Below are 18,743 nucleotides of genomic sequence, written 5' to 3'. Positions count from 1 at the left end.
CGCGCACGCGCGCCCGCGCAGCAGCTGGGGTCCGGGGGCGGGGGCGCGCTGCGGGGACCCGGCACCGGGACCCCGCCCCCCGTTCCTGCCTTCGCCATCCTGGCCGTGCGGGCGGCTCCCACGCATTGCCGTAACCCGGCAGTCTTTACGCGTTGTTGATGCCGGGCGCCTAAAGAGCGGCTCGGCGCCCGGACGAACACAGGCGATCAGTGCGAACACCGGGCCCGTTCCCTTGCTTGCTCCCGCAGCTGGCAACGTGCCAAATCACGCCATGCGGCGCAGGAGTTGCTTCGGGGAACAATGACGTCATCCAGGATGGTGTCGTGAGCACAATCGAGGACCCGATCAGCAAGGCCATCGCGCACACGCTCCTGCCCCGGCGGACCGCGGTGCCCCGTGCCGCTGCGCGGAACGTGGCGGCGGTCGCCTCCTTGCTGCTCCTTCAGACCCTCCTCGCCGTGCTGCCCGCCACCCAGAACGGGCGGGCCCCCGACGTGTGGGGCTGGGCCTTGTTGACCGCCATGCCGCTGATGCTGCTCCTGCGCGGGCGCTCGGTGTGGATCGCGGCCATCACCGTCCTCGTGCTCAACGCCCCGTATCACCTTCTCGACTACACGCACACCGCGGCGCTTCCGGTGGGTGTCGTCGTGCTGTTCCACCTCGCCGTCGCCGGTCCCCCGATCCGGACGCTGCTCACCCTCAGCGGCGCGCTGGTGCTCATGACGGCCGCCGCGCTCGCGCTGGGGCAGGCGCACGCCGTGCCCGGCATGCTCCGGGACGCCGGCTGGCTGGTCGCCGTCGCGCTGATCGGCGAGGCCCTGCGCATTCACCGCCGCTACGTCGATGCCCTCATCGACCGCGCCGAGCACGCCGAGCACACCCGCGAGGAGGAGGCCGCCCGGCGCGTCGCCGAAGAGCGCCTGCGGGTCGCCCGCGACCTGCACGATCTGCTCGCCCAGAGCATCACGCTGATCGGTGTGCAGACCTCGGTGGCGGCCCACCTGCTCGTCGAGGACCCCGCCAGACTTGATCGCGTGTCCGTCGCCGAGGCGCTGGAGGGCATCGCCGAGACGTGCCGCAGCGCACGCGGTGAGCTCCGGAGCACGCTGGTGACGCTGCGGACGGGCGACTCCCCTCACCCCGTCCAGGCGGGCGCGCCCGCCGTGGCCGCCCCCGCGGCGACCCACGACCGGCCGCGACTGCCGCACATCGCGGGGCTCGCGCAGCTGGTGAGGACGGCGCGGACGACCGGCGCCCACGTCGTGCTGGACGTGCGGGACGCGACGGCAGGGCGGGCGGACGCCGCCCCCGCCAAGCCGGTGCCCGCGGCCGTGGGAGCTGCCACGTACCGCATCGTTCAGGAGGCGCTGACCAACGCCGTCCGGCATGCCGGACACGGGGTCCATGTGTGGGTGACCGTCGAACGCACCGCGGACAGCGACGCGTTGCGCGTCGTCGTCCTCAACGACAGCGATCCGGAGCGCGTGGCGGCCGGCACCACCGGTGCGGCTGCCGGATTCGGCCTGACAGGAATGCGTGAGCGTGCCGGCAGCGTGGGCGGCACCCTCACCGCCGAGCCCAGCAGCGACGGCGCGGGCTTCGCGGTCCGCGCTCTCCTGCCGCTCGACGGATCGCCGGTCTGAGGCACGCGCGCATGAAGGGCAATTCCGCGGAATTCCCTTACCTCGGCTTCCGGTTCGGATCCGACGGCGCCTGCGAGGCGATACCGGCGATGGGCTCGTTCGCCCGCATTCCCGGATCGCTCAAAGTCCCCACCTATCCCGTGCGCGAGAAATTCGGGCTCGTGCGGATGGGGTGGGGCGAAAACCGCGCCGAGGCCGATCTGCCCGAGATCCGGGCCCCGCGCGAGATCACCGGACGGGGCTCCACTCGGCTAGCGGTGGACCCCGGCCCCTCGAGAACGCCGAGAACGCCGAGAACGCCGAGAACACCGAGCGGCTCATCGGTGAGGGCGGGCTGGTCTGCGTGATGTCGGAAGGTTATGGGGGCCCGGGCAAGTCCGATGCTGAACCTGCCTTGCTTTCCGATCACGGCCATGTGGGACCATGCGCCCACCCCCTCGACAGCGAAGCCCGGACCGGTTTCCACTATGCTTCGTCGCACAACCGCCCGCGCCGAGATGCGATCCGGTGCTCCGACGCCCGAGAGAAGCTCCGCGACCTGCGTTTCCTTGTAGGCCTTTTCGGTTCCGGGGTGTGGGACGTGCCCCGGTGGCAACATGTACAAGTGAGACAACGCCGATCGGAGTGTCATCGATATGGGTCTGAGTCCCGAACCCGATCGCTGGTCCCGGGACTCGGCTCATGCGGGTTCCGAGTTCATCGAACTGCTCGAAGTCATGTGGGAACAAGGACGTGAGGCCGTCCCGACCGGGCCCGTCTCTCCGTCCCAGCTGCGCGTGCTGTACGCACTGGACCGCGAGGAGGGCATCAACCTGCGGATGCTCTCCGAGGCCCTCGGATCGGCTCCCCCTTCGGTGAGCCGCCTGTGCGACCGCCTTCAGGCCACGGGACTGATCGAACGCACGCCCAGTCCGGTCAGCAGACGGGAACTGGAGCTTCGTCTCACAGGGCATGGCAGGGCCTACCTCGCCGACCTGCGAAAACGGCGCGAGAGCATATTGATGGCCACCATCGAGGCCATGCCGCCCAAGGCGCGCCGCGCCCTGCTCGAAGGACTCAGGGGCTTTCGTGACGTGGCGACCGCGTCCGAGAAGGACGACGAGGGAGCCAGAACCTGGCGCTCGGTCGGTTAGACCACACCACTGAGCGCCAGGTCGGCTCGTCCCCGAGCCCCGACTACCGTCCGAACCAGTCGAGGCAGACCACGAGAGCGTCGTCCTCCAGGGGCAGCGCACCCCGGTACTCCCCGAGATCGCGCAGCACCGCCTGTGGCACCTGCGCCGCGGGAAGCAGGCGGTGCGCCGACAGGGACCGTGCCAGCGCCCGCTCCCCGTACCGCTCCCCCGCCTTCGAGACGCTCTCGTACACCCCGTCGCTGCTCACCAGGAGGCGGTCGCCCGGTTCAAGGCGCAGACGCTCCGCGACGTAGGCCGTCTCCTCGAACATGCCGAGGGGAAGCTGCGCGTCGAAGTCGACGGGCGCGACCGTCCGGTCCCGGTACCTCCACATGCGGGGTGATCCGGCGTCTACGGCCTCCACCTCGCCGGTGGCGAGATCGAAGCGCAGCAGCAGGACGGAAGCATGCAGCTCGCCGCGGTACTGCGCGTAGACGGCCTGGTCGGCGAGGCTCGCTTGCCCGGCGAGGTCGAGTCCCGCGCGGCGGGCGTTGCGCAGAGCGCTCACCACGAGGTTGGTCAGCAGCGCCGCCTCCATCCCCTGGCCCATGCCGTTGGTCACGGTGAGCGTGAGGTGCTGGGAGGAGACGGACCAGTCGAAGTTGTCGCCGAAGATCGCGTACGCGGGTTCGAGGTGGGCGCCCAGCTGGAACTCCGGACGCGTGACCGAGCGGCCGGGCAGCAGCTGCCACTGCATCTCGGCGGCGAGCGTGAGGCGGACGGCCCTGCGCGCGAGGAGGTACAGATCGGTGTCGCGTTCGGCGACCAGGATCTCGTGGCCCAGCGCCTCACAGATGTGCTGGATCTCCGGCAGGTGTGCCAGCTCGAAGCGCACTTCGGGGATGGTGACCGTCAGTACGCCCATCCGGTCCCCTCGGACCGTCACCGGCAGATGTATCGTCGCCGCGCCTTCGCCGCCCTTCGACTCCACGCGAGGTTCCTGGGCGCCGAAGGCCCTGCCCTGCGGACTGTCATGGATCGGCACCGGCTCGGTGCTGAACGGCACCTCTTCCACCATCTGAAGGGTGGTCAAGCCGTAGTCGGCGAGCCGCAGTTCGACCCTCTCGGCGCCGTACTCCTCGCGCAACGCCCCCGTCACGACATCGAGCAGCAAATGGGGAGCCGCATTGCGCAGCGCCCGCTCGACGGCAGCGAATCTGTCCACGTGATCCTGCTTCTCGTTTAGCCACGCCGAATTGGGGTCCCGGCCGACAGCATCCCCGCTCCGTCGGCCTTCGGCGTTTGGGGACATGCACTCAGTCCAACACGGCGCGTCCGAAGAGTCACTCCGGTGGCTGGGGCTGTCAGGTTTGGGCGAATGCCAGGCTGAAGCCGGGCAACCTCTCACATCGTACGATGCATGGAGACAACTATTTCCCCACAGCAAGAAAATTTGGGTCAACGCACATGCATGCCTGAAGCCGGGGCAGGGGCGGTACGAGGAAGCTTCGTAGAACCAGGGGAGGTAGAGACATGTCACTGATCTCTGAACACGCCGCCGAGACCGTGTGTGAGGACGCGACGTCAGCCGCGCTCGATACGCATGCCTCGGCCGAGGCGTCCGCCATGGAGGGTGACCTGCCGTGGATCGAGGACACGGACAAGGTCGCCCCCAAGGATGCCCGGGCGCTGTCGAAGATGTTCTTCGACCGGCTGCAGACCTTGGAAGAGGGCACACACGAGTACCAATACGCACGCAACACCCTTATCGAGATGAACCTGACGCTGGTGCAGTTCGCGGCCCGGCGGTTCCGCAATCGCGGCAGCGGCGACATGGAAGAGATCATCCAGGTCGGCACCATCGGCCTCATCAAGGCGATCGACCGGTTCGACCTCAGCCGTGAGGTCGAGTTCGCCACGTTCGCCGTGCCTTACATCCTCGGCGAGATCAAGCGGTTCTTCCGCGACACCACCTGGGCCGTGCATGTGCCGCGCCGCCTCCAGGAGTTGCGGGTGGAGCTCGCCAAGGCCAAGGAGGAGCTCTCCGCCCATCTCGACCACGACCCGACCGTCAAGGAGCTCGCCGAATATCTGGACCTGACCGAACAAGAGGTCATCGACGGCCTCGTCGCCTCGAACGGCTACACCGCGGGTTCCCTCGAGGCCCCCACCGACGGCGGTGAGAGCGCGGCCACGCCGACGCGCACCCTGGCCGATGTGATGGGCGGACCGGACCCGGCCATGGAAGCGGTGGAGAATCTGCACACCCTGGCACCGCTCCTCGACGAGCTCGACGACCGGGAGCGCCGCATCCTCGAACTGCGCTTCGGCCAGGAGATGACGCAGTCGCAGATCGGCTCCGAGCTCGGCGTCTCCCAGATGCACATCTCCCGCCTGCTGACCGGCACCCTCAACAAGCTCCGCAGGGGGATGCTGGCCTGATCTCAGGGCCGACGGGCGCTTTTTCCATCAGACCCTCCTACTGACACACCACCACCTGTGGGCCCCGGGCGCCGTCAGCGCTCCGGGGCCCTTGCCGTGCCCGCACTCGCCGCGCCCGCACTTGCCGCTCCCGCGCTCGCCGCTCCCACGCAGCCCAGCGCCAGCCACTGCGTGACGTCCAGATCCTCGCCAAGGACCAGCACGCCCGCCAGGCCCGCGCTCGCCGGCTCCAGGCTGGTCAGCACGCTCACCGTACGGACCGGCAACCGCCGCAGGGCCGCCAGTTCCAGGGAGTACGGGATGACCGCCGAGAGGACGGCCACCCCGGTCGCCGACAGCAGAATCGCAGGGGCGAGCAGTTCGCTCCCCTGATCCGCCACGCCCAGCGGGAGTGTCAGCACGGCCGCCCACGTCACCGCCAGGGCCAGCGGGCCGCCTCCCGCGCTCCTGGCTCCCGCTTTCTTGCTCAAGAGCAGGTAGGCGGCCATCGATGCCCCCGCGGCCAGCGCGAGAAGCACGCCGGGGAGCGGCAAGTCGGCGCCGTGGCGGACCTGGAAGAGGAAGACCCCGCATCCGGCAAGGACGGCGCAACCCACGTCACGCCTGCGGCGCGAGGTCAGCACGGCCAGGGTGATCGGGCCGAGGAGCTGGAGCGCGCTGGCCAGCCCCAGCGGCAGCAGAAGCAGCGCGGGATAGATCAAGTTCATCCCTGCGATGGCCGTCCCGAAACCGAGGACCAGGACCACATCCGTGCGGCTGCGCGGCAGCGAGGGCCGGTAGAGGAGCAGCAGGAGCACCGCGGCCAGGGCGAGGCGCAGGGCCACGGCGCCGGGCGCGCCGACGGCGTCGGCTAGCTGCCTGCCCAGGGCCTGCCCGAACTGGAGGCTCAGCACGCTGCCGAGCATCAGGGCGGGAGCGGGAAGCTTCGTCATGACTCAAGGCTCCGGACCCGGAACGTGCACGTCCAGCAAATGAATGTGCACGAAACCTTTTAGGCTTGCCTACATGATTGACCACCGGCTGCACGTCCTTCAGGCGCTCGCCGAGCACGGCACGGTCACCGCGACCGCGGAGTCCCTGCATCTGACTCCCTCGGCCGTCTCCCAGCAACTACGGCTGCTGGCCCGTGATCTGGGAGTGGAGTTGCTGCGCCCCGAGGGGCGTCGCGTGCGCCTGACACCGGCCGCGCACATCGTGCTCCGGCACACCGACGCCTTGCGGGCGCAGTGGGAGGCGGCCCAGGCGGAATTGGCCCGGCAGGACGCGGGGGACCGGGGCATCCGGGGCACGCTGCGGATGTGCGGGGTCTCCTCGGCGCTGGCCGCGCTCGGCGCTCCGGCCGCCGTCCGCCTGCGGGAGACGCACCCGCTGGTGGAGTCGCTGATCGTCGAGGAGGAGAGCGCCGAGTGCTACCGGATGCTGCTGGCCGGCGAGACCGACGTGGCCCTCGTGCTGCCCGGCCCCGACGCGCCGCCCGTCACGGACCCCCGCTTCGAACAGAACCCCCTGCTGACCGACCGCCAGGACCTGCTGGTTCCCGACGGGCACCCGCTCGCCCGGGCCGAAGGAGTCCGGCTCGCGGAAGCCGCCGCGGAGTCATGGGTCGTCAAGAAGGCGAACAACGACACCTACCCGCTGGTGATGGCGGCGTGCACGACGGCCGGCTTCACGCCGCGCGTCACCCACCAGGTCAAGGAGTGGTACGCGGTGTCCTCGCTCGTCGCCTCGGGGTTCGGCGTCTGTCTCATGCCGAGGATCGTGCCGCTCCCCCAGCACGCGGTCACCCGGGTCCCGTTGCTGGGCACGCCCGTTCCCGCGCGCCGCTTCCTGACCGCCGTACGGCGCGGCAGCGCCTCACACCCGCTGGTGGCGGCCGGACTGCACGCTCTGACCGAGGCGGCCGCCGCTCACGCAGGGGCGCCGGCGGAGTCCGCTGCGAAGTGAGCCTCGCCTCACTCGGACTCGGATTGATCTGATCCCGCACGGGCACACGGGCGAGGCGATGGACGCACCGCGCCCCGAGAGAGGATGCTCATGCTGCTGGCACACCCCGTGGTCCTTGCGGACCTGGTGGAACGTTACAAGGCCCTGGCCGTGCTGCGGGCCGACCAGGGAAGTGCCGCAAGCCGGCAGGAGTACGAAGACGTCGCCTACAGCCTGTGCCTGGCCACCGGCACCAGCGACATCGACGCCGCCCTGGTCGCCGCCAGCCACCAACTGCCCGGCGCCCGCCCCACCGACGACTCGCTCCTGTCGGGTGAAGCCCGGCTGTGACGCATCCCCGAGGTGCCGCCCGCCCCGGCGGGCGGCACCTCTCGCTCTGCCGCCCCGCGTCGTCCGACACGCCTCACGCATGCGTCGGCAGGCCAGGGCCGGCGTTCGACCGCTGCGGGACCACCGTGTACTTCGGGTCCTGTGCCGAGGCGACACCCGCCGCGAACATCCCGAAGCGTGTGCAGGCGGAACCGGCGAGCAGGGCCACACCACCGGCCACGGCTCCCGCGCGGCTGCGACCGCCCGCCACCGCCGCCCCGGCGGCCCCCGCCACCGTGAGCCACCGGGCGCACCGCATCAGCTGCCCGGCACGGCCCTTCCGGTAGGTCTCGGCGACCATGCCGAGCCGCTTCTCGGCCGCCCGCACGGCCGCCACGTCAGCCGCCGCGGCCAGGACCGCGGCACAGCGTGCCGGAGCGGACTCGTTCAGGGGGCCGGTCACGAGGGCCATGCCCGACGCCGCGGCCGTGGCGGACGCCGTGAAGACGTAGGGCAGTTCGCGGTGCGCTCCGTGCCAGGCGGGCACCGCGGTGTCGGCGGCCAGCACGGCGGTGTACGCCGCCACGACAGGGCCGAGCACGGCGGCCGTGCCGGTCGCCGCGGCGCCGATCCTGGGCAGACGCCCGGTGGTCGCGCAGACGGCAGCCGCGCCCGCGGCGGGCCCGTACGCGGCGAGGAGCCACGAGCCGACGCTCATCGGTGAGGTCGGCTTGAGCACCCGCAGCATGTTCGGGAAGCGGCTCGGCACCCCGAGATCGTGGATGAGCGCGGCGGCGGCCAGCGACACGGCTCCCAGCGACGACACCTTCATCGCGGTGGCCGTGCGCCCACGCCCGGTCAGCTGCGCTCCCGCCGCCAGCACGGAGCCGGCGCCCGCGAGGCCGCCCAGGAAGAAGTATCCGGCGATGTCCGTGGCGGACCAGGACGGCGCCTTGATGACCGGCCTTCCGTAGTACGAGGCGAACTCGGCTTCCGGCACCATGAGTTGCTCGCCCCGGCGCCCACGGCGCCCCCGGCGGCCGCTCATCGCGTCCCCCTCCTTCGTGCGAGGGCGGGCAAGGCGAAGGACAGGGCGAAGCCGCCGAGCAGGGACGCGGCGGCCGCGCCCGCGTGTTTCCACATGGCGGGGAGGTCACGGGTGGTCACCACGGGGTCGGGGGGCAGCCCGTACACCTCGGGTTTGTCGAGCAGCAGGAAGAAGGCTCCGTCGCCGCCGACTCCGTCGTCCGGGTCATTCCCGTACAGGTGGGCGCCCGTCACGCCCGCGTCGTGCAGTTGGTCGACACGCAGCGCGGCCCGCTCCCGCAGCTCGTCCAGCGGCCCGAACTGGATGGACTGGGTGGGGCAGGCCTTGGCGCAAGCGGGCTCCTGCCCGGCACCGAGCCGGTCGTAGCACATGGTGCACTTGAACGCCCGGCCGTCCGAGGGGCGTTGCTCGATGACGCCGTACGGGCAGGCGGGCACGCAGTAGCCGCAGCCGTTGCAGATGTCGTCCTGCACGACGACCGTGCCGAACTCCGTGCGGAAGAGGGAGCCGGTCGGGCAGACGTCCAGGCACGCCGCGTGCGTGCAGTGCTTGCACACGTCGGATGACATCAGCCAGCGGGTCTCCCCCACGCCCTGCGCCGCGGCCGCCGCCGCGCCGTCCCCCTCGCCGTCCACGAGCGGAAGCCGTGTACGCCCCTGCGGTTCGGGAACGGCCCCCTGCGGATCGGCCGCCGTCTGCTCGATGAAGGCCACGTGACGCCAGGTGGACGCGCCCAGGCCCTCGGTGTTGTCGTAACTCATCCCGGTCAGGGAGAGCCCGTCCTCCGGAAGCGCGTTCCACTCCTTGCAGGCCACCTCGCAGGCCTTGCAGCCGATGCACACGGAGGTGTCGGTGAAGAAGCCGACCCGCGGGGGCGGCTCCGGGTGGCCGGCGTCGCGCGCCGGGTCGGGTTCGAGCCCGCTCAGCAGGTGGCGCTCCGTCATTTCCTGGCCTCCGTACCCGTGGTCGCGGTGATGCCGGCCCGCCTGCGGTACTCGGCGACCAGCTCGGGCAGGTCGGGGCCGCGAGGGCGGCGCCCGGGCCGGATGTCCGCGGTGAGGGCCTTGTCCTCCTGGATGTGGGCGTTGGGGTCGAGGGCGATGGCCACCAGTTCGTTGGCCGCGTCCCCGGTGGCCACCCCGTTGGGGCCCCAGTGGAAGGGCAGGCCGATCTGATGGACCGTGCGCCCGTGCACGGTGAGGGGCTTGATCCGCGTGGTGACCATGACCCTGGCCTCGATCGCGTTGCGGGCCGTGATGATGGTGGCCCACCCGGCGTGTTCGAGGCCGCACTCCGCGGCGAGCTGCGGCGAGACCTCGCAGAAGAACTCGGGCTGCAGTTCGGAGAGGTAGGGCGACCAGCGGCTCATGCCGCCGGCCGTGAAGTGCTCGGTGAGGCGGTGGGTGGTGACGATGTACGGAAAGACGTCGCTTCCGGGCTCGTCCGCGCTCGGGTGGTAGCGGTTGCCTTCCCGTGCCAGCAACTGCCGTACCGGAGAACGCGGTGTGGAGGGGTAGAGCGCGTTGGGGAACGGCGAGTCCTGGGGTTCGTAGTGGGTGGGCAGCGGGCCGTCCTCGAGTCCCGCCGGCGCGTACAGCCAGCCCTTGCCGTCGGCCTGCATGATGAAGGCGTCGTCGCCGCGCAGCGCGTCGGGCCCGGTCGCCCCCTTCGCCGGTACGTGATCAGGGGCGCGGTCCGGCACGAAGTCCGGGACATCGTGCCCCTTCCACCTGCCGTCGCTCTCGTCCCACCAGACATAGGCCTTGCGGTCGCTCCACGGTGTGCCGTCGGGGGCGGCCGAGGCCCGGTTGTAGAGGATGCGGCGGTTGGCGGGCCACGCCCAGGCCCACTCGGCGGCGACCCAGTCCTGTTCCTTGCCGGGCTTGCGGCGGGCGGCCTGGTTGACGCCGTCCGCGTACACGCCGCAGTAGATCCAGCAGCCGCACCGTGTCGAACCGTCGTCCTTCAGCTCCGTGTACGCCGAGAGCGGTGCCCCGTCGGCGCCATGGCCGTTGATCTCGGCGAGCACCGTGGCGGCCACCGGCTCCTCCAGCGGCCCGTCCACCGGGTAGTCCCAGGTCAGATCATGCACGGGCTGGTCCATCGGGTCGCTGGACCCGGCCAGTTTCGCCTTGATGCGCCGGCCCAGGTGGTACGTGAACCACAGGTCGCTGCGCGCGTCCCCGCCCGGCTCGACGGCCGCGTGGTGCCACTGCACCCAGCGGTTGGTGTTGGTGAACGAACCGGACTTCTCCGTGTGCGCGGCGGCGGGAAAGAAGAACACCTCGGTGCCGATGTCCTCGGTGCGCATCTCGCCCGTCTCGATCTCGGGGCCGTCCTGCCACCAGGTGGCGGACTCGATCAGCGAGAAGTCGCGTACGACGAGCCATTCCAGGTTGGCCATGCCGAGGCGCTGCAACCGGGTGTTGGCGGAGCCCACCGCGGGGTTCTCGCCCATCAGGAAGTAGCCCTTGCAGATGCCGTCCAGCTGCGCCATGACCGTCTCGTACGTGGAGTGCGAGCCGGTCAGCCGTGGCAGGTGGTCGAAACAGAAGTCGTTCTCGGCGGTGGCCGCGTCGCCGTAGTAGGCCTTCAGCAGGCTCACGAAGTAGGCGCGCATGTCGGCCCAGAAGCCCTTGTCCGTACGGCTGGCGTCGATGAACGCGTCGAGGGTCTCGTGCTCGTGGGCGTGCGGCATCGGCAGATATCCGGGCAGCAGGTTGTAGAGGGTCGGGATGTCGCTCGACCCTTGGATGGAGGCGTGACCGCGCAGCGCCTGGATGCCGCCTCCGGGGCGGCCGATGTTCCCGAGGAGCAACTGGAGGACGCTGGCGGCCCGGATGTACTGCGAGCCGACCGAGTGCTGGGTCCAGCCGACCGCGTAGGCGAACGCGCTGGTCCGCTCGCGGCCGGAGTTCGCGGTCAGGGCGTCGCAGACCCGCAGGAACGTCTCGCGCGGCGCACCGCAGCTCTCCTCGACCAGTTCGGGCGTGTAGCGGGCGTAGTGCCGCTTGAGGATCTGGTAGACGCAGCGCGGATGGGTCAGGCTCTCGTCGCGGGGCGCCTCGCCGCCCGTCTGCGCCCCTCCCGAACCGTGGGTCTCCGGTTCACCTGATTCACGTACGCGCTTCTCGTACTGCACGTCGACGTCACCGGCGGGCGCCTGTACGTCGACTCCCTCGTACTGCCAGCTGGACGGGTCGTAGTGGCGCGTCTCCTCGTTGAGACCGGAGAAGACGCCGTCCAGGTCCTCGGTGTCGCGGAAGTCCTCGCCGACGAGTGTGGCGGCGTTGGTGTAGGCGAGGACGTACTCCCTGAAGTCCTTCTCCTCGGTGAGGACATGGTTGATGATCCCGCCGAGGAAGGCGATGTCGCTGCCTGCCCTGATCGGTACGTGCAGGTCCGCGAGGGCGCTGGTGCGGGTGTAGCGCGGATCGACGTGGATGACGCGGGCGCCGCGCGCCTTGGCCTCCATCACCCACTGGAAGCCCACGGGGTGCGCCTCGGCGAAGTTGGAACCCTGGATGACGATGCAGTCGGCGTGCTGGAGGTCCTGCATGAAAGTGGTCGCGCCGCCTCGCCCGAACGAGGTGCCGAGGCCCGCGACCGTGGAGCTGTGGCAGACGCGGGCCTGGTTCTCCACCTGCACCACGCCGAGCCCCGTGAGGAGCTTCTTGATGAGGTAGTTCTCCTCGTTGTCCAGGGTCGCTCCGCCGAGGCTGGCGATGCCCAGGGTCCGGGCGGTGCGCAGCCCTTGCCCGTTCTCCCACTCCCAGGTGGCGCGCCGTGTCTCGATCACCCGCTCGGCCACCATGTCCATGGCCGTGTCGAGGTCGAGCGGTTCCCAGTCCTCGGCGTACGGGCGGCGGTAAAGGACCTGGTGCCGCCGGGCCTCTCCGGTGGTGAGCTGGAGCGTCGCCGAGCCCTTGGGGCACAACCTCCCGCGGCTGACGGGCGAGTTCGGGTCGCCCTCGATCTGGACCACCTGCTCGTCCTTGACGTAGATCTCCTGCCCGCAGCCGACCGCACAGTACGGACACACCGAGGAGACGACCCGATCGGCGGTGTCGGTACGCGGCCGAATGTGCTCCGTGTGCCCGGACATGGCGGCCCGCCCGCGGCCCAGCGGGTCCTTTCCGGACAACTGCCGGTAGACAGGCCAGCGGCTGATCCGCCTGCGCACGCCCATGGCACGTCCTTTCCCTGCGTCCGTGGCGCCCGTGTCCGGCGACGGGCACCTGCTCCAGGCTCGCCCAGGACGGCTGAGGCGGCGAGCCGGGCGACTTGCCGGTGCGTGCGACCAGGTACCCGGCAACGGCCGGTCGATACATCGGCACAAGGCACTCCCCCACCTGGCCCGCGGGCCTTCGCCGACGGTTCTGTGCGCATGCCCTCAACTGCGTTTTGTTTCCCCTCCGAGTCCAGGGGCAGGCGGACTTCGTGCTTCGGACCGGAGGCGCATTCGCGGGGAGCGGTATGTCTTCTCCCGTCGGATGTCCGGCTCCGGGCCCCTCCGTTTCTCCGCGGTCACTTACCCGTCACCGCTTAGGAGCGATTGCCGATGCTTACCGATCTCAACGCACCCGTTGCCCGCCGAATTGATGGACCCCGGCACCGTCACGAGGACGCTCCCGACACCGCGGCGGCCTTCGCCCGGCTCGCCACTCTCGACGGCGGACCCGAGTACGACCTGCTCTGCGAGGAGATCGTGACGGCCTGGCTGCCCATGGCGCACCGGCTGGCCGGCCGCTTCCGCAACAAGGGGGAGAACCTCGAAGACCTGCGGCAGGTCGCCGCGATGGGCCTGATCAAGGCGGTCAACCGGTACGAGCCGGAGCGCGGGGCCTTTGAGAGCTACGCCGTGCCCACCATCACCGGTGAGCTGCGTCGGCACTTCCGCGACCGCATGTGGGACGTACGGGTGCCCCGTCGTGTCCAGGAGCTGCGCAACAAGGTCCGGGTCACGCGCCGCGAGCTCATGGACCGGCCGGGCAGCGACGCCGAGCCCAGCACGGCGGCCATCGCCGAACAGGCGGGGCTGACCGAGGAGGAGGTCCGTGAGGGGATGGAGGCCATGACGAGTTACAGCGCCCTGTCCCTGGACGCCGAGATGTCCTTCGACCCCGATGGTTTCAGCCTGGCCGACACTCTTGGCGCCACCGATCCCGCCTACGACTGCATCACCGACCGGGAGGCCGCCAAGACGGGTCTGCGACGGCTGCCGGAGCGTGAACGGACCATCTTGTACCTGCGCTTCTTCGAGGACATGACGCAGAGCAGGATCGCCGAGGAGCTCGGCATCTCCCAGATGCACGTCTCCCGCCTCATCACCACCAGCTGCGCCCGTGTGCGCGCGGAAGCCGTCCGTGGAGAGGACGGCGCCGGGCACGCGCAGGCCGCGTGACCGCGGGCGCGTGAACCACGCGCTGCCCGCGCCGAGTCCCTGGGGCGCCAGGGCCGCCCCAGGGGCTCAGACAACGCACGACCGATCGGGCCGGGTCTCGCCCCCGGCCGGCTCAACCGGGTCCCACCCCCGAGCAACCCAGCCGAGCACACGTCTCCTTACCGGCGAGTAGTATCGCGAGCCACGCTGCCCTGTGCTGCCGAGCCGTCTGGAGACCCCGTGTCCGCGTCGCCACCTCGCCCCCTTCTCCCCTTCTCGCCCGCCCTCCTCCGCGCCGGACGAGGAGGTCAGCGATGACCCGCGTACAAGTCGGCTCACTCGTCGAGGACTTCACCCTGCCCGACGAGACGGGCACGTCCACGTCCCTTATGGCGCTCCTGTCCGACGGTCCGGTGGTGGTGTTCTTCTACCCGGCGGCCATGACTCCCGGCTGCACCGCCCAGGCCTGCCACTTCCGGGACCTGGCGGCGGAGTTCGCGGCGGTGGGCGCCAGGCCGGTGGGGATCAGCGCGGACGCGGTGGAGCGCCAGCGCGAGTTCGCGGGGCGGCACACCTTCGGGTTCCCGCTGCTGTCCGACCCGGAGGGCATCGTGCGCGGCCGGTTCGGCGTGGCACGCGGCTTCGGCCCCCTGCCCACCAAGCGGACCACTTTCGTCATCGGCACCGACCGGCGCGTGATCGAGGTGGTCCGCAGCGAGTTCCGGATGAGCGCCCACGCCGACCGGGCACTGGCGGCTCTACGGGCTGCCGCCGCCCGGTAGACCCGCCGCGTGCGCCGTGGGGTACGTGGGGAAGATCTGACTCAGGCCCACCAGGGTGAGGACGCGGCTGACGCGTTCGGGCACCGCCGCCAGGGCGATGGCCGCGCCGGCGGCGAGGGCGCGGTTGCGGGCGGCGATCAGTGCGCTGATGCCGCTCGAATCGCAGAGGGTGATGCCCGTCAGGTCGATCACGAGCCGTTGGCCCGGCTGCAGGGCAAGGCCGGGCAGGACTCCGCGGAGCTGGGAGCAGCTCTCGTGATCGAGTTCTCCCGTCAGTTCGACGACGGGCCCCGAGGCGGTGGTCCGGGTGCGGATGGAGAGGTGGGTCACTGCTGCTCTTCGCCGGTCGGTAGGGGCACGCTGACGGCGAGGACGGCGGTGTCGTCCTCGACGCCGGTGCCGAAGGTGTCGAGCAGGTCGCGGATCGCCGCGACGGCGGTCGGGGCGGTCGTCGGTGCCAGCGCCTGGGTGAAGCCGAGGAGGGCCTCGTCCCCGTAGCGGTCGTCGTCGCTGTTCGAAGCCGTGTGGGCTTCGGTGAGGCCGTCGGTGTGCAGCAGCAGGGTGTCGCCTGCCGCGAGGCAGACGGTCGTGGTGGCGATGTGCGCGTCGGGCAGGACCCCGATGAGCTGCCCGCCGGGGGTGGGCAGTTGGTCGGCGCTGCCGTCCGCGCGCATGAGCAGGGCCGGGGGGTGGCCGCCGCTGGCCAGGGTGATGCGGAAGCCGCCCCCATCGGGGTCGGGGGTGAGCAGTCCGAAGATGACCGTGCAGAAGCGGGGGTCGTCGCCGTTGTACTCGTGGTTGAGGACGGTGTTGAGGTTGGCGAGGACCGCGACCGGATCGGGATCGTAGACGGCGGCGGCGCGCAGGGTGTACCGGGCCAGCGAGGTGATGGCCGCGGCGCCGGCGCCCTTGCCGCACACGTCCCCCAGAAACAGACCCCACGTCCCGGCGGCGAGGGGGAACAGATCGTAGAAGTCGCCGCCGACCATGTCCGTGGAGGCGATGTGGTAGTGAGCGGCCACCTCAAGACCCGGCACGCTCACGAGCGCCGGAGGCAACAGCGTCTGCTGGAGGACGGCGTTGAGTCGCTTGAGCTCTTCGCGCTCGCGTTCCGCTTCCTGCCTGGCGCGCAGCAGTTCGGTCTCGTACGAGCGGCGGTCGCGTGCGTCGAAGACAGTCGTACGGATGAGCAGCGGCTGTCCGTCGCTGCCGGTCTTGACCGTGGAGGTCACCAGGACGGGCAGGCGGCTGCCGTCGGCCGTCCTGAGTTCCAGGGCGACACCGCTGAGCTCGCCCTGCATCTGCAGCAGGGGCCCGAAGTGCGTCTCGTGGTAGAGCCGGCCGCCCACGGTCAGCAGGTCGGAGAATGCCTTGCGACCCACCAGGTCCTCGCGGGCGTATCCGAGCCAGCCGAGCAGCGTCGTGTTGATCTTGGCGATGGTGCCGTCGAGAAGCGTGGAGACGTATCCGCACGGCGCGTGCTCGTACAGATCCTCGGCGCTGTCCTCCAGCAGAGCGGAGAACGCCGCGGAGTCGCCCGTGGACTGCTCTCCGGACTGCTCCTCGCGCTGCTCTCCGGACTGCTCCTCGTGCTGCTCCTCGGGCTGTTCCTCCGGCTCCGAGGGTTCCCCGCCCCCGCTGTCACTGGTTTTGCTCATCATGGTCTCGCGCCTCCGACGAAGCCGGTGATCGCGGCGGCCGTCTCCTCCGGTGCGGCGAGCTGAGGGCAGTGGCCGGTCGCGTTCAGGGTGACGAGACGGCTGCCGGAGATCCGGTCGTTGACGAAGGCTCCGACCTCCGGGGGCGCGATCGCGTCACGGGAGCACTGAGCGACCAGAGTGGGCACGCTGACCTTGCCGAGGTCCTCGCGGTTGTCGGAAAGGAACGTGACACGGGCGAAGACGCGGGCGATGTCCGGATCGGTGCGGCAGAAGCTGTTGGTCAGTTCCTCGCCCAGTTCCGGCCGCTCGGGATTGCCCATGATCACCGGAGCCATGGCACCCGACCAGCCCAGATAGTTCGCGTCCAGCGAGGCGAGGAGTTCATCGATGTCCTCGGCACTGAAGCCGCCGCGATACCCCGCGGCCGGATCGTCGATGAAGCACGGCGACGGGGCCAGCAGCACCAGACCGGTGAAGGCCTCCGGCTCCCGCGCGGCGGCGAGGACGCCCATCATCGCGCTCACCGAGTGCCCCACGAACGTCACCGGGCCGAGCTCGAGCTCATGGCAGATCTCCAGCACATCTTCCACATAGCCCTCGAGCGAGGAATAGCGTTCCTCGCTCCACGCCGACAGATCGGAGCGCCCGGCTCCGACGTGGTCGAACAGGACCACGGTGTAATCGCGCTCAAGGAGCGGCACCACGAACCGCCACAGGTTCTGGTCGCATCCGAACCCGTGCGCCAGCATCACCACAGGCCCTCCGGCGCGGCCGGTGACCGTCACATGATTTCTGCTCACTGCAGCCATGGGCCACATCGTCGCAGAATCCCGGACGACTGTTTCATCGAGGCCGGCGTGCGGCCCGCGCCTGGTCACGCCTTGTACCGCCGCCGGGCCGACCGGCGTATCGCTTCGAGGCCCGCGCCGTCCGCCCGAGGCGCGTGTCCGCACCTCACCCCCCTTCCGCATTCCCCTTCCGATGGGTAAGGGCGTGAAGCGCGAGGTGTCTTTGGCGTGTGTCTGTCACCATGTTCTCGACTGCACTCGCTGGTGCGGCGCAGGGCCCGGGCACGCGCCGGCAGCCTGCCCGATGGTTCGCGCAGACAGCTTCGCTCGAACGGATCATCGATCCGAATCAGAGCAGAATGCGATGCGTCCAGCAGGGTAGGTGAGCAGGAAACGGGGACGCGGGGACGAAGGTGGAGAGGAAATGGAGTCAGCCGGTAGTGGCGGCGAGACGACGGCAGCGCAGCTCATGGCTGTCGCCGTTCCTTTGGACGACGGAGACTCCTCCATCGCGGAAGCACGTCACCTCGCCCTCGACTTCCTCACCCGCGCCCAGGCGGACAGGGACGTCGACATCTCCGCCCGCGCGATGGACCTGACGCAACTGGTGGTCAGCGAACTGGTCACCAACGCCCGCAAGTACGCCCCCGGCCCGATGCTGATGGAGCTGCGCATCGAGGACGACACGGTGGCGGTGACCGTGCACGACAGCGCCCGCGTCCGCCCCGTCGCACGCTCCGAGGACCCGCACAGAATCGGTGGGCACGGGCTGGAGATCGTCAAGGCCGTCGCGCAAGATTTCCAGGTCCAGCTCGAACCGGCCGGCAAGCGCGTCACCGCCCACATCGCCCTGGTCGGCGAGTCGGCCGCCGGTGCCCGCGGAGTCGGCATTCCCCGCAGCGCCCACTGATCCCCTCACGGCGCCGGAGCTCTCGCCCTGGGTAGGCCGCAGGAGTGACACACGCGACGGCGGGGTACGCGAGGCACCTCGTGGAACGGCGAGCGCGCTAGGTATCTGTAGGAGACATATGTGCACACAACGCATGTGCACGCAGTCGCTCACCACGAATCGCTCGGCACGAACGCGCTCGCGTGCTGAGCCCGCTGCCCCCAGCCGAGAAGGAGAGCCGACATGCCGGACAAGGCCACGGACGTCGTGGAACTGATCCTCGACGATCACCGGCGGATGGAAGAGCTGTTCCGCGCCATGCGCAGCGTGGAGGCCGAGCGGGCAGAGGCCCTGAAGAAGTTCGCCGACCTGCTCATCGCGCACGCGCTCGCGGAGGAGGCCGAGGTCTACCCCGCCCTCAGGCGCTACCGGGACATCGACAACGAAGAGGTCGAGCACGGCGTCGAGGAGCACGAGGAGGGCAACGAGGCGCTGCTTGCCCTCCTCGAGGTGGACGACGTCGGCTCCGACGACTGGGACGAGAAACTGGAGAAGCTCGTCGAGGCGGTCACCCACCACACCGACGAGGAGGAGCGCACGATCCTCAACGGCGCACGCGAGAACGTGGCCATGGAACGCCGCGAGGAATTGGGCACCGCTTTCACCAAGGAACGCGACAAGCACCTCAAGGCGGGCTGCGGAAGCATCGACAATGTCCGCCGCGTCGTGAAGGGCTGAC

At 70.3% G+C, this 18,743-nt stretch carries 18 protein-coding genes; 10 read left to right on the top strand and 8 right to left on the bottom strand.

Annotated features, from left to right (window positions below; genetic code table 11):
• Window positions 1-323 precede the first annotated feature (323 nt).
• The 3 genes from ACWGIH_RS19805 (at window position 324) to ACWGIH_RS19795 (ending at window position 2,776) form a co-directional block, all read left to right on the top strand.
• The gene (locus ACWGIH_RS19805) at window positions 324-1,643 is read left to right on the top strand and encodes a sensor histidine kinase (protein WP_453449980.1); all 1,320 of its coding nucleotides are present in this window, start codon (window positions 324-326) and stop codon (window positions 1,641-1,643) included.
• An 11-nt stretch (window positions 1,644-1,654) separates the two neighbouring features.
• Window positions 1,655-1,990 carry a hypothetical protein gene (locus ACWGIH_RS19800; RefSeq protein ID WP_453449981.1) on the top strand — a complete coding sequence of 112 codons (336 nt, stop codon included), beginning with the start codon at window positions 1,655-1,657 and terminating at the stop codon, window positions 1,988-1,990.
• A gap of 288 nt (window positions 1,991-2,278) precedes the next feature.
• The gene (locus tag ACWGIH_RS19795) at window positions 2,279-2,776 is read left to right on the top strand and encodes a MarR family winged helix-turn-helix transcriptional regulator (RefSeq protein ID WP_453449982.1); all 498 of its coding nucleotides are present in this window, start codon (window positions 2,279-2,281) and stop codon (window positions 2,774-2,776) included.
• 43 nt (window positions 2,777-2,819) lie between these two features.
• Here the strand turns inward: ACWGIH_RS19795 and ACWGIH_RS19790 are convergent, their stop codons facing one another.
• A complete protein-coding gene (locus ACWGIH_RS19790) occupies window positions 2,820-3,983 on the bottom strand; it encodes a PP2C family protein-serine/threonine phosphatase (protein WP_453449983.1) in 1,164 nt (387 codons plus the stop codon).
• A 308-nt stretch (window positions 3,984-4,291) separates the two neighbouring features.
• Here ACWGIH_RS19790 and ACWGIH_RS19785 point away from each other — a divergent pair, with 308 nt between their 5' ends.
• Window positions 4,292-5,200 (top strand): RNA polymerase sigma factor SigF, encoded by a 909-nt coding sequence (locus tag ACWGIH_RS19785; RefSeq protein WP_453449984.1) that lies wholly within the window; start codon window positions 4,292-4,294, stop codon window positions 5,198-5,200.
• Between the two features lie 74 nt (window positions 5,201-5,274).
• Here the strand turns inward: ACWGIH_RS19785 and ACWGIH_RS19780 are convergent, their stop codons facing one another.
• Window positions 5,275-6,132, bottom strand: a complete 858-nt coding sequence (locus ACWGIH_RS19780) for an EamA family transporter (RefSeq protein ID WP_453449985.1) — start codon at window positions 6,130-6,132, stop codon at window positions 5,275-5,277.
• Between the two features lie 73 nt (window positions 6,133-6,205).
• Here ACWGIH_RS19780 and ACWGIH_RS19775 point away from each other — a divergent pair, with 73 nt between their 5' ends.
• Both ACWGIH_RS19775 and ACWGIH_RS19770 read left to right on the top strand, forming a co-directional pair.
• The gene (locus ACWGIH_RS19775; protein WP_453449986.1) at window positions 6,206-7,144 is read left to right on the top strand and encodes a LysR family transcriptional regulator; all 939 of its coding nucleotides are present in this window, start codon (window positions 6,206-6,208) and stop codon (window positions 7,142-7,144) included.
• Between the two features lie 90 nt (window positions 7,145-7,234).
• Window positions 7,235-7,474 carry a DUF5133 domain-containing protein gene (locus tag ACWGIH_RS19770; protein WP_453449987.1) on the top strand — a complete coding sequence of 80 codons (240 nt, stop codon included), beginning with the start codon at window positions 7,235-7,237 and terminating at the stop codon, window positions 7,472-7,474.
• A 73-nt stretch (window positions 7,475-7,547) separates the two neighbouring features.
• On the opposite strand, the gene nrfD is transcribed toward ACWGIH_RS19770, so the two are convergent.
• The 3 genes from nrfD to fdh are packed head-to-tail and all read right to left on the bottom strand — an operon-like array spanning window position 7,548 to window position 12,690.
• Window positions 7,548-8,501 carry an NrfD/PsrC family molybdoenzyme membrane anchor subunit gene (gene nrfD, locus ACWGIH_RS19765; protein ID WP_453449988.1) on the bottom strand — a complete coding sequence of 318 codons (954 nt, stop codon included), beginning with the start codon at window positions 8,499-8,501 and terminating at the stop codon, window positions 7,548-7,550.
• Window positions 8,498-9,445 carry a 4Fe-4S dicluster domain-containing protein gene (locus ACWGIH_RS19760; protein WP_453449989.1) on the bottom strand — a complete coding sequence of 316 codons (948 nt, stop codon included), beginning with the start codon at window positions 9,443-9,445 and terminating at the stop codon, window positions 8,498-8,500. The genes nrfD and ACWGIH_RS19760 overlap by 4 nt, the downstream gene beginning before the upstream one ends.
• On the bottom strand, window positions 9,442-12,690 hold the full coding sequence (gene fdh, locus ACWGIH_RS19755; protein WP_453449990.1) for a formate dehydrogenase: 3,249 nt from the start codon (window positions 12,688-12,690) through the stop codon (window positions 9,442-9,444). Before fdh ends, ACWGIH_RS19760 begins: the two co-directional genes overlap by 4 nt.
• Before the next feature lie 372 nt (window positions 12,691-13,062).
• Here fdh and ACWGIH_RS19750 point away from each other — a divergent pair, with 372 nt between their 5' ends.
• Together ACWGIH_RS19750 and ACWGIH_RS19745 are read left to right on the top strand one after the other, a co-directional pair.
• Window positions 13,063-13,905 carry a SigB/SigF/SigG family RNA polymerase sigma factor gene (locus ACWGIH_RS19750; protein WP_453449991.1) on the top strand — a complete coding sequence of 281 codons (843 nt, stop codon included), beginning with the start codon at window positions 13,063-13,065 and terminating at the stop codon, window positions 13,903-13,905.
• A 293-nt stretch (window positions 13,906-14,198) separates the two neighbouring features.
• Window positions 14,199-14,666: a peroxiredoxin gene (locus tag ACWGIH_RS19745; RefSeq protein ID WP_453449992.1), complete on the top strand. Its 468-nt coding sequence runs from the start codon at window positions 14,199-14,201 to the stop codon at window positions 14,664-14,666.
• On the opposite strand, the gene ACWGIH_RS19740 is transcribed toward ACWGIH_RS19745, so the two are convergent.
• From ACWGIH_RS19740 to ACWGIH_RS19730, 3 genes are read right to left on the bottom strand one after another with little or no spacing between them, the layout of a single operon-like run.
• Entirely contained in the window at window positions 14,643-14,996 is a 354-nt protein-coding gene (locus tag ACWGIH_RS19740; RefSeq protein WP_453449993.1) for an STAS domain-containing protein, read from the bottom strand. The two genes, ACWGIH_RS19745 and ACWGIH_RS19740, sit on opposite strands and share 24 nt — an antisense overlap.
• Window positions 14,993-16,327 carry a SpoIIE family protein phosphatase gene (locus ACWGIH_RS19735; RefSeq protein WP_453449994.1) on the bottom strand — a complete coding sequence of 445 codons (1,335 nt, stop codon included), beginning with the start codon at window positions 16,325-16,327 and terminating at the stop codon, window positions 14,993-14,995. Before ACWGIH_RS19735 ends, ACWGIH_RS19740 begins: the two co-directional genes overlap by 4 nt.
• Window positions 16,324-17,136, bottom strand: a complete 813-nt coding sequence (locus tag ACWGIH_RS19730; protein WP_453449995.1) for an alpha/beta fold hydrolase — start codon at window positions 17,134-17,136, stop codon at window positions 16,324-16,326. The genes ACWGIH_RS19735 and ACWGIH_RS19730 overlap by 4 nt, the downstream gene beginning before the upstream one ends.
• A 403-nt stretch (window positions 17,137-17,539) precedes the next feature.
• Here ACWGIH_RS19730 and ACWGIH_RS19725 point away from each other — a divergent pair, with 403 nt between their 5' ends.
• A complete protein-coding gene (locus ACWGIH_RS19725) occupies window positions 17,540-18,025 on the top strand; it encodes an ATP-binding protein (protein ID WP_453449996.1) in 486 nt (161 codons plus the stop codon).
• A 222-nt stretch (window positions 18,026-18,247) separates the two neighbouring features.
• Window positions 18,248-18,742: a hemerythrin domain-containing protein gene (locus ACWGIH_RS19720; protein WP_453449997.1), complete on the top strand. Its 495-nt coding sequence runs from the start codon at window positions 18,248-18,250 to the stop codon at window positions 18,740-18,742.
• Window position 18,743: the final 1 nt, after the last annotated feature.

This window comes from Streptomyces sp. NPDC054872 (assembly GCF_053610705.1).
The sequence above is the reverse complement of the archived record's forward strand: the minus strand, read 5'-3'. Positions and strand labels throughout refer to the sequence as shown.